Annotated in this window: 13 protein-coding genes; 7 read left to right on the top strand and 6 right to left on the bottom strand. The window is 65.4% G+C overall.

Annotation, left to right across the window (positions count from 1 at the left end):
• Nucleotides 1-131 precede the first annotated feature (131 nt).
• A complete protein-coding gene (locus K7W03_RS25440) occupies nt 132-968 on the bottom strand; it encodes a TIGR00266 family protein (protein WP_025551437.1) in 837 nt (278 codons plus the stop codon).
• A 120-nt stretch (nt 969-1,088) separates the two neighbouring features.
• Nucleotides 1,089-1,304: a hypothetical protein gene (locus K7W03_RS25435; protein WP_025551439.1), complete on the bottom strand. Its 216-nt coding sequence runs from the start codon at nt 1,302-1,304 to the stop codon at nt 1,089-1,091.
• Between the two features lie 253 nt (nt 1,305-1,557).
• On the opposite strand from K7W03_RS25435, the gene K7W03_RS25430 reads away from it, so the two are divergent.
• The gene (locus K7W03_RS25430; RefSeq protein ID WP_025551441.1) at nt 1,558-2,223 is read left to right on the top strand and encodes a TetR/AcrR family transcriptional regulator; all 666 of its coding nucleotides are present in this window, start codon (nt 1,558-1,560) and stop codon (nt 2,221-2,223) included.
• A 5-nt stretch (nt 2,224-2,228) separates the two neighbouring features.
• Here K7W03_RS25430 and K7W03_RS25425 read toward each other — a convergent pair whose 3' ends face one another.
• From K7W03_RS25425 to K7W03_RS25410, 4 genes are all read right to left on the bottom strand, one after another.
• A complete protein-coding gene (locus K7W03_RS25425) occupies nt 2,229-2,486 on the bottom strand; it encodes a hypothetical protein (RefSeq protein WP_044661013.1) in 258 nt (85 codons plus the stop codon).
• Nucleotides 2,487-2,616: 130 nt separating this feature from the next.
• Nucleotides 2,617-3,036, bottom strand: a complete 420-nt coding sequence (locus K7W03_RS25420) for a PaaI family thioesterase (RefSeq protein ID WP_226870507.1) — start codon at nt 3,034-3,036, stop codon at nt 2,617-2,619.
• Nucleotides 3,037-3,067: 31 nt separating this feature from the next.
• Nucleotides 3,068-4,249 carry a thiolase family protein gene (locus K7W03_RS25415; protein WP_025551447.1) on the bottom strand — a complete coding sequence of 394 codons (1,182 nt, stop codon included), beginning with the start codon at nt 4,247-4,249 and terminating at the stop codon, nt 3,068-3,070.
• A gap of 162 nt (nt 4,250-4,411) precedes the next feature.
• Complete coding sequence (locus K7W03_RS25410; protein ID WP_044661014.1) at nt 4,412-5,341, bottom strand: 3-keto-5-aminohexanoate cleavage protein; 930 nt, start codon at nt 5,339-5,341, stop codon at nt 4,412-4,414.
• 196 nt (nt 5,342-5,537) lie between these two features.
• On the opposite strand from K7W03_RS25410, the gene K7W03_RS25405 reads away from it, so the two are divergent.
• From K7W03_RS25405 to adh, 6 genes are all read left to right on the top strand, one after another.
• On the top strand, nt 5,538-6,248 hold the full coding sequence (locus K7W03_RS25405; protein ID WP_025551449.1) for a GntR family transcriptional regulator: 711 nt from the start codon (nt 5,538-5,540) through the stop codon (nt 6,246-6,248).
• Between the two features lie 69 nt (nt 6,249-6,317).
• Nucleotides 6,318-6,608 carry a DUF1330 domain-containing protein gene (locus K7W03_RS25400; protein ID WP_044661015.1) on the top strand — a complete coding sequence of 97 codons (291 nt, stop codon included), beginning with the start codon at nt 6,318-6,320 and terminating at the stop codon, nt 6,606-6,608.
• A 62-nt stretch (nt 6,609-6,670) separates the two neighbouring features.
• A complete protein-coding gene (locus tag K7W03_RS25395) occupies nt 6,671-6,829 on the top strand; it encodes a hypothetical protein (RefSeq protein WP_157009794.1) in 159 nt (52 codons plus the stop codon).
• 144 nt (nt 6,830-6,973) lie between these two features.
• Complete coding sequence (locus K7W03_RS25390) at nt 6,974-7,276, top strand: hypothetical protein (RefSeq protein ID WP_025551453.1); 303 nt, start codon at nt 6,974-6,976, stop codon at nt 7,274-7,276.
• A gap of 82 nt (nt 7,277-7,358) precedes the next feature.
• The gene (locus K7W03_RS25385; protein WP_025551455.1) at nt 7,359-8,042 is read left to right on the top strand and encodes a hypothetical protein; all 684 of its coding nucleotides are present in this window, start codon (nt 7,359-7,361) and stop codon (nt 8,040-8,042) included.
• Nucleotides 8,043-8,152: 110 nt separating this feature from the next.
• A complete protein-coding gene (gene adh / locus K7W03_RS25380) occupies nt 8,153-9,673 on the top strand; it encodes an aldehyde dehydrogenase (RefSeq protein WP_044661016.1) in 1,521 nt (506 codons plus the stop codon).
• The last annotated feature ends 115 nt before the right edge of the window (nt 9,674-9,788 follow it).

Below are 9,788 nucleotides of genomic sequence, written 5' to 3'. Positions count from 1 at the left end.
TTGGGGGTGGGGGGAAGAGCGGCGGACGGCTATGGCGCGCGATGGCTCAAATCGGGCGCGGGCCGCGCGCTGCGGGTTTCTGTCGCATCGGTTTGAGCGGAAAACCGGTTCCCACTTTTGCGCACGATGCTCTAATTATTGCCGCCGATCAGGTCGCCTAGGCCGCCGAGCACGGAGCCTTCGCCGCGATTCTGGCCGCCGCGGCTGCCCGCCGCCGCCAGCATGCGGCCGGCGAGGCGCGAGAAGGGCAGGGACTGTATCCACACCTTGCCCGGCCCGGTCAGGCGCGCGAAGAACAGGCCTTCGCCGCCGAACAGGATGCTGCGCACGCCGCCCGCGCGCTCCAAGTCGAAATCCACCGTGTCGGTATAGGCGGCGACGCAGCCGGTATCGACGTGAAGCTGTTCGCCGGGGGCCAGTTCGCGCTCCACGATGGTGCCGCCCATCTGGACGAACACCCAGCCGTCGCCCTCCAGCTTCTGCATGATGAAGCCTTCGCCGCCGAACAGGCCGGTCATGATCCGCTGCTGGAAATGGACGCCGATCGATACGCCCTTCGCGGCGGCGAGGAAGCTGTCCTTCTGGCAGATCAGCCGCCCGCCGACCTGGTCGAGGCGAATCGGCAGGATCGCGCCGGGGGTGGGGGAGGCGAAGGCGACCCGCGCCTTGCCCCGGCCATTATGGGTGAAGACGGTGGTGAACAGGCTTTCCCCCGTCACCAGCCGCTTTCCCGCGCCCAGCAGCTTGCCCATGAAGCTGCCGTCGCTGCCGCCGCTGCCGTCGCCGAAGACGGTGGTCATGCCGACGGCCGCGTCCTTCCAGACCAGGGCGCCGGCCTCCGCCACGGCGCTTTCGCCGGGATCGAGTTCTATTTCCAGAAATTGCAGTTCCTGGCCCTTGATCTCGAAATCGATGTCGTCGGCCAGGCCGGCTTGACGATGATGTTGCCAGGGACTGGGGTTCGGCATGGTCGCGGGCTCCTGAATGGTTCCGGCCGATCATAGCCGTTCCCGGCCGGGTTGGGCCAGTCTTTGCGTGTACGCAAAGCTCTGCCGGGGGAGCGTGGCCCGGAAGGCAGGCGCGCGGGATTACCGGTCGAAGATGATCTTCAGGCTCTTGATCAATCCGGAAGTCTCGCTGAATTCGAAGAGGTCGACAAGATCGGTGTCGATCCTGACATCGTCCTTGCGTACCCATTCATAGGCGAAATGGGCGGCCCAGCGGCCCGGCAGTTGGAGCCGACCTTGCAGAGCGGCTTCCGTCCGGGCAGCTTGTTGCTGGAGGTGGAGGTTTTCGGCTGCCATTCTGCCGATCTAGACGTTCGAGGCGGGGGCGGCGCGATCCGGCTGGTCAATGACACCGAATATCGGCTGGTCGCCTAATGTCTTCAATCCGATCTGGCCCGGATGCAACGATTGACAGCGGAGTAGGTCGCTCCTTGGGAAAACCCCTTGAACTGAACGGCCATAATATTATGTTGGCTGCAAACAGTCATTTGGGAAAGAGGCGCGTTTTTTCCTGTAAGCGGCTGTGGTCAGGTCACTTATGGGATTATGCATGAGATATCCAAGCGACCATAAGGCGCGTACGCGGGAGCGCATCCTGACGGAGGCTTCGCGGGCGATCCGTTGCCAGGGTATTGACCGGGTGGCGGTGGCGAATGTGATGTCCGCGGCCGGGCTTACCGTCGGCGGCTTCTATGCCCATTTCGCGTCCAAGGACGATCTGGTCGCCCATTCGGTCGAGCATATGTTCCACGAACGCTATGAGCGGTTCTTGGGCCTGCTGGATGTCGGAGAGCCCCGCGCGGCGATCGCCAAATTCTTCGACGGCTATCTGTCGATGACCCATCGCAGCCATCCGGAGACGGGGTGCCCGATCCCGTCGCTCACCAGCGAGCTGGCCCATCTTTCGGAGGATGGGCGTGGGCGGCTGAGCAATGGCATGCGCGGACTGATCGACGGCGTGACCCGGCTGCTGGAGCGCGCCGGGGTCGACGATCCCGAGGAGGCCGCGAACGCCGCCTTTTCCGAAGCGCTGGGCGCGCTGGTAATGGCGCGGATGACGACCGACCTGAAAACCGCGGAGAAAATCCTCCAGCGGGCGCGGAAATCCGTCAAGGAACGGCTGGGCGTCGCGGATGTCGATACCCGCATTCCCTTGCGTCGCCGCTTCGCCAACAGTTCAGAGGCGGAGTCGGGAAAGACCGAAACGAGCAACTGAAGAAGTCAGGGTGGCTTGCCTTCGCCTTCTTGGCCTTCTTGCTCCGCCAGATGGGAACTGCCCATCGGGGGAAGCTTTAGCCGCGGGAAGGCAATGGTCTCCACCGCGCCCGATTCCTTCCGGGTGATCGCCGCCACGCAGTGAAGTTCCGGCCCGCCCGCGATCCTCGCGTCATATTCCGCGAAGCTCCTGTTGCCGATCGCTTCATGATAGGTCGGACGCATATGGTCATAGGACGCGCCGGCCGCCTGGATCGTCCGCAATATCCTGTCGCGGCCGACAATCGGTTTGCGCGTGACCGTGGAGTGGAGGACGGACTGATCGTCCAGATCGTCGCGGAACGGATGCTTCGGTTCAGCATGCGATGCTCCTGAAAGATGGTGCGCCCCGCGTTCAGCGGGGAACGACGCAGGTGGACGTGCCGTGCGCGAAGATCCGGTTGTCGAGGCTTTCGATGCGTCCGTCCAACGCGACAAGGGACCGGCCGCGCGAGATGACGGTGCCGATCACCCGCATTTCCCCGATATTGGCGGGGATGGGCCGCAGGAACTTGACGCTGGTTTCATAGGTGGGGGCGAAACCGCCCTCGTCCAAGGTGGTTGCCGCCGCGAGGCCCATGGCGGAATCCAGCATGGTCAGCGCCCAGCCGCCATGGACGACGCCGCCAAGGTTGAGGAAGCGTTCGCCCGGCGTCGCCCTCAGCTCCACGCGCCCCATTTCGGGCGGAAGAAGGGTGAAGGGCACGGTATCGGCCATGGGCGGGCGGGGCAGTTCGCCCCGCGCCAGAGCGCTTATCGTATCGAAACCGTTCATGACCGATCTTTCCCCCGCATCCGTGCCGCCGTCACAGCGTTTCCAGTGCGAGCGCTATACCCTGGCCGCCGCCGATGCAAAGCGTGACAAGGCCCCGCCGCACGCCGTCCCGCTTCATCGAATGCAGCAGCCGGGTCGTCAGCACCGCGCCGGTCGCGCCGATGGCATGGCCATGGGCGATCGCGCCGCCCTCCACATTGACGATGTCCTCCGGCAGGCCGAGTTCCTTGATGATGGCCAGGGGTACGGCGGCGAAGGCTTCGTTGATCTCGAACCGCTCCACGTCCGGCAGCTTCCAGCCGGCGCGTTCGACCGCCTTCACCACGGCAGGGACCGGCGCGAGGCCGAAGAGGCCCGGCTCCAGCGCGGCGACGGCGTAGGAGACGATCCGGCCCGCCGGTTCGACGCCGTTCGCCTCGGCCCAGGCGCGGGTGGCGACCAGCATCGCGGATGCGCCGCTGTTGAGGCCGGGGGCATTGCCGGCGGTGATCGTGCCGTCCGGGCGGAAGGCGGGCTTCAGCCGGGCCAGTCCCTCCAGCGTCGTATCGGCGCGGGGCGCCTCGTCGCTGGCGAAGCTGACGTCGCCCTTGCGGCCCTTGATGGTGACGGGGGCGATCTCCGCCGCGAACCGGCCTTCCGACTGCGCCTGCACGAAGCGCTTCTGCGAGCGTTCGGCCCAGCGGTCCTGCGCATCCCGCGAAATCTGGGAGCGGGTGACGAGATCCTCCGTATGCCAGCCGGAATGCTGGCCGGAAAAGGCGTCGTTCAGGCCGTCATGCAGCATGGAATCGATGATCGCGGCGTCGCCCATGCGATAACCCCAGCGGCCGCCGGTCATCAGATAAGGCGCGCGGTCCATATTCTCCATGCCGCCGGCGATGGCGACGTCGTGCAGGCCAAGCTGCACTTCCTGCGCGGCGGTCACGATCGCCTGCGCGCCCGATCCGCAGACCCGGTTGACGGTGAGGGCGGGGACCGAGACCGGCAGCCCGGCGTGGATCGCCGCCTGGCGCGCCGGGTTCATCCTGTTGCCGGCCTGGATCACATTGCCCATGGTGACCGCGCCGACGGCATCCGGCGACAGCCCTGCGCGGCGCACGGTTTCCCGGATGGCGACGGCGCCCAGTTCGGCCGCCGGCACGTCCTTGAGCGTGCCGTTATAGCTCCCGATCGGGGTGCGGACGGGATGGGCGAGGATGATTTCCGCGGTCACTCTGGCATTTCCTTCTCTTGTCGTCCGCACCGGTAGCGGCGGACCATCACATGATGTCTATAATATCATTGATCGTGATCGTCGCCTGTCTTTTCAAGGGCGGGGCGCGAATCGAGCCACGGATTCCGGGCCGGCCGATCCGGCGCTATCGACGCGCGGGCATCAGAAGGCGACCTTGTCCCCGCCCTTGAGGCCGAGCCGGGCGCGCGCTTCATCGGCGGTCGCTATCTCCAGGCCCAGATCTTCGATGATCGCGCGCACCTTGCGCACCTGTTCGGCATTGCTGGAGGCGAGCCGCCCCTGGGCGATGTTCAGATTGTCCTCCAGCCCCACGCGCACATGGCCGCCCATCAGCGCCGCTTGCGTCGCGAGCGGCATCTGATGGCGTCCCGCGCCCAGCACCGACCAGTGATAATCCTGTCCGAACAGGCGATCGGCGGTCCGCTTCATGAAGAGGAGGTTGTCGACCTCCGCCCCGATCCCTCCCAATATGCCGAAGATGAACTGGATGAAGACCGGCGGCTTGAAGAAGCCGCGGTCGATGCAATGCGCCAGATTGTACAGATGACCGACGTCATAGCATTCATGTTCGAACTTCACGTCATGGGCATCGCCCAGCGCATGGGCGATCTTGCCGATGTCGCGGAAGGTGTTGCGGAAGATATAATCGTCCGATTCCCGCAGATAGGGCTCCTCCCAGTCATGCTTCCATTGCCGGTAGCGATCCGCCATCGGATAGAGCGCGAAATTCATGCTGCCCATGTTGAGCGAGCACATTTCGGGCGACGCCAGCAGCGGCGCGGCCAGGCGCTGCTCGACCGTCATGGTGAGGCTGCCGCCCGTGGTGATGTTGCAGATGGCGTCGCAGCCCTGCCTGATGCGCGGCAGGAATTCCATGAACAGGGCGGGGTCCGCCGAGGGTCGGCCGTCCCTGGGATCGCGCGCATGGAGATGGAGGATGGCGGCGCCGGCCTCCGCCGCCTCTATCGCCTGTTCCGCGATTTCGGACGGCGTGACCGGCAGCGCGTCCGACATGGTCGGCGTGTGGATGGAGCCGGTGACGGCGCAGGAGATGATGACCTTGTCTTTCATGCTTGATCCCGATTCCAGCCGACGAGTGGTCGGCCATGTCATGCCATTTGCCCGTTCGCGGTCCCGGCCCGAAACCGGCCCCGGGGGAGGCGGGCGGTCGCGCGGACGATGTGCGAGTATTGTCCATGAGTCAACAGAAAGTGCACTTTTTGTTGTAACGGTTGTAGATGGGGGAAAAGTGAACTATCAAGGGCGAATGGCAGAGAAATCACCGGCGCCCAGCCGCACCCACCGCGTTTACGAGCAGATCCGGTCCCGGCTGCTGAACGGCGCGCTTCCGCCCGGTCAGAAGCTCGTCATTTCCGACCTGTGCGAGAATCTGGGGGCGAACCAGAGCGCGGTGCGCGAGGCGCTGGCGCGGGTCACCGCAGAAGGGCTGGTCACCGCCGAACCGCAGCGCGGCTTCCGCGTGAGCGAGATCGCGGCCGAGGACCTGCATCATCTGACGGATGTGCGCCTGTTGATCGAGGAGCCCTGCATCCGCTCCGCCATCGCGAACGCCACCATCGCCTGGGAAAAGGGGATCGTCGCGGCGCTGCACGGCCTGCTGCGGACGCCGCGCAACGACGATGACGGCAAGGTGACGCAGGAATGGGCGGACGCGCACCACGCCTTCCATCACGCGCTGGTCGCCACATGCGACAATCCCTGGCTGCTCCGGGTGCGCGACATGCTGCTGCTGCAGAGCGAGCGCTATCGCTGGCTCTCCATCTCCTCGCCGTCCAAGCGTTCGAATCTGGAGAAGGAATATAGCAAGCTGGCCGACGCCTTTCTGGCGCATGACGCCGATCTGGCGATCAAGCTGATGCGCGAACATTATCTGATGACGACGAAGATCGTGCTGGGCAAGGACCAGAAGCCTGCCCGGACCCGCAAGGCCTCCGCCAAGGTGACGGAAGGGGCGTAGGGGATTGCGGCCGGGCGCGCTTCCCGCCCTGCCGCCCCCGCGCATGACAGGAAGAGGAGAGGACCGTCCATGCCCGCTTATGTCGTCATGATCCGCGACCGGCTGAACGATGCCGGGGAGATGGCCGCCTATGCCGCGCTGGCGGTCAAGGCGCGGGGGGAAAAGCCGGCCCGGCGGCTCGCCTTCTATGGGGAGCATGATGCGGTGGAAGGGCCCGATCCCGACGGCGTCGCCATATTGGAGTTCGACGATCTGGATGCGGCGCGGGCCTGGTACCACTCGCCCGCTTATCAGGAAGCATTGCAGCATCGGCTTGCCGGTGCGGAATATCGCGTGATCCTGGTCGACGGCGCTCGCTGAAGCGCCGCAAGGCACGCCCGCCAAGAGGCGCGCCGGACAGGACTTATTGTGGGAGGATGCCGATGAAGGACAAGTCGCATATTTTCCGCGCGCTTTTCCCGGGGGGCTGGCAGGCGGTGCGGTCGCTGGAAAGCCTGCTCGCCGGCTATGGCGACATCATGCTGCTGCTGGGGGAGGAGGAACGGCCCCGGAAATGGCGGCGGCCGGGCGCGCGCCGCTGACGAAATCCCGCGCCCCCGGTTGGCCCACCCGGGCAGTCCCATCCATTCACCCGAGCGGATGCACAGCCGGACAGAATCCCATTGTCCGGAATCCGGCGCTCGGCTTGGGACGGGGACGGTTCGTTAACTATAAGGAGAATGGAGATGTCGCGGTCTTTCACGAAATTCGCGCCTCTGGCGGTGATTTTGGTGGGTTCGCTGGCGCTGGGGGGCTGTGCCACCAAGGGCTTCGTGCGGGAACAGGTCGCCGCCGTGAACCAGCGCGTCGATGCGCTCGACTCGCGCCTGCAGGCGACGGACGCCACCGCGAAATCGGCGCTGGCGGAGGCGCAGGCGGCATCCGGCCAGGCGCAGAACAATGGCCAGCGGCTGGACCAGATCAATGCCCGCGTCGACGGCATCGAGCAGCGCATGCAGGAAAATCAGCGCAAGCGGCCGCGCAACTGACGCCCGGAACGGGGCCGAATCCGGTGTTCCCGCGCCGGCGTCCGTCCTGGGCGCCGGCGCTTTCCTTCGAGTGCATTGAGCGATGATCCCACTGTTCCTGGCGCTGGCGGTGCTTGCGCCGGCCATTCCCGCGACGGAGGGCGTCCGGGCGGCGGAGCCGGCGAAACCGCAGGCGGACATGCCGCAGGAGGCGGGAGCGAAGCTGTCCGGGGAAGCGGCGCGCGTGGCCGACTGGATCGCCGCGTCCCGCGACAATGGCGCGCTGCCCTATATCATCGTCGACAAGAAGGCGGCGGTTCTCTCGCTCTATGACGCCAGCGGGAAATCGCTGGGTCATGCGCCGGTCCTGATCGGCGTGGCCGTCGGGGACGAGGCGAGCCCCGGCATCGGATCGAAGAATCTGGCGGAGATCGGCCCGGCGGAAAAGACGACGCCCGCCGGGCGCTTCCTGGCGAAATTCGGGCTGGCGGCGGGGCGGCAGAAGGTGCTGTGGGTCGATTATGCCACGTCGGTGGCGCTGCACCCCATTCCCAAGGGCGCGCCGAAAAGGGAACGCCGCCGCGAGCGGATGCTCTCGCCCACCGGCGACGACAATCGCATCACCTTCGGCTGCATCAACCTGCCCACCGCCTTTTACGGCAAGAACGTCAGCCCGCTGTTCCGGAAAAAGGGCGGCTATGTCTATGTGCTGCCCGACACCAAGCCGCTGGAAGCGGTTTTCCCCCGGTTGCGGGTGCAGGCGGCGATGAATGGCGGCGGGGGTTGAGCGTCCCGGTTTTCCGGCTTCATGGGCAGGCCCGACCCAAGGTCTAATTGTCCATTTGTCCGAAAGGTTCATCCTGTCCCTCAACTTTCAGACGAGTCCGGGAGAGGATGATGTTACAGCAGGCAATGGCGCGGTTCGCGGGGAAGACGCTGATCCGCGATAAATATGAGAATTTCATCGGCGGCCAGTGGGTGGTGCCGGTTCGCGGGGAATATTTCGACAATCTTTCGCCGGTGACGGGGCAGAGCGTGTGCAAGATCGCCCGTTCGACGGCCGAGGACATCGAGCTGGCGCTGGACGCCGCGCACAGGGCCAGGGAAGGCTGGGGCCAGCGTTCGGCGACGGAGCGGGCCAATATCCTCAATCGCATCGCGCAGCGGATGGAGGAGAATCTCGACCTGCTCGCCATGGCGGAGACGATCGACAACGGCAAGCCGATCCGCGAGACGACCGCCGCCGACATTCCGCTCGCCATCGACCATTTCCGCTATTTCGCGGCCTGCGTGCGGTCTCAGGAAGGCTCCATCGCGGAGATCGACCATGACACGGTGGCCTATCATTTCCATGAGCCGCTGGGCGTGGTGGGGCAGATCATCCCCTGGAACTTCCCGATCCTGATGGCGGCGTGGAAGCTGGCCCCGGCACTGGCGGCGGGCAATTGCGTGGTGCTGAAGCCCGCCGAGCAGACGCCGATGTCGATCATGGTGCTGATGGACCTGGTGGGCGACCTGATCCCCGAAGGCGTGCTGAACGTCGTCAACGGCTTTGGCGTGGAGGCGGGCAAGCCGCTCGCCACCAACAAGCGGATTTCGAAGATCGCCTTTACCGGGGAAACCACCACCGGGCGGCTGATCATGCAATATGCGAGCGAGAATCTGATCCCGGTGACGCTGGAACTGGGGGGCAAGTCGCCCAACATCTTCTTCGCCGACGTGATGGATGCGGACGACGATTATTTCGACAAATGCCTGGAAGGCTTTGCGATGTTCGCGCTCAATCAGGGCGAGGTCTGCACCTGCCCCAGCCGGGCGCTGGTGCAGGAGAGCATCTACGAAAAGTTCATCGAGCGCGCCGTCGCCCGCGTGCAGAAGATCGTGCAGGGCAGCCCGCTCGACCCCGCGACGATGATCGGGGCGCAGGCGTCGAACGACCAGTTGGAGAAGATCCTTTCCTATATCGACATCGGCCGGGACGAGGGCGCGAAGGTGCTGACCGGCGGCACGCGGGCGCATCTGGGCGGTGAGCTGGAGCAGGGCTATTATGTGACGCCGACCGTGCTGGAAGGGCATAATCGGATGCGCATCTTCCAGGAGGAGATTTTCGGCCCGGTGCTGTCGGTCACGACCTTCAAGGATGAGGCGGACGCGCTGCATATCGCCAATGACACGCTGTACGGGCTGGGCGCCGGGGTGTGGAGCCGGAACGGGAACACGGCCTATCGCATGGGGCGCAACATCCAGGCCGGGCGGGTCTGGACGAACTGCTACCATGCTTATCCGGCGCATGCGGCCTTTGGCGGGTACAAGCAGTCGGGCATCGGGCGCGAGACGCACAAGATGATGCTGGATCATTATCAGCAGACGAAGAACCTGCTGGTGAGCTATTCGACCAAGGCGCTGGGGTTCTTCTGAGGCGAGGGGCGGATCGCATGCCGAAGGCGGGTCCTTCCCCCTTCACGCCTTCGGTTCGGCGGGCGCCTCTCCCGGGCGTCCGCCTTTTTCTTCTTCCCCCTCCCGCAGGCGGGAG

This window comes from Sphingobium sp. PNB (genome assembly GCF_019873065.1).
Lineage (GTDB): Bacteria > Pseudomonadota > Alphaproteobacteria > Sphingomonadales > Sphingomonadaceae > Sphingobium > Sphingobium fuliginis.
The sequence above is the reverse complement of the archived record's forward strand: the minus strand, read 5'-3'. Positions and strand labels throughout refer to the sequence as shown.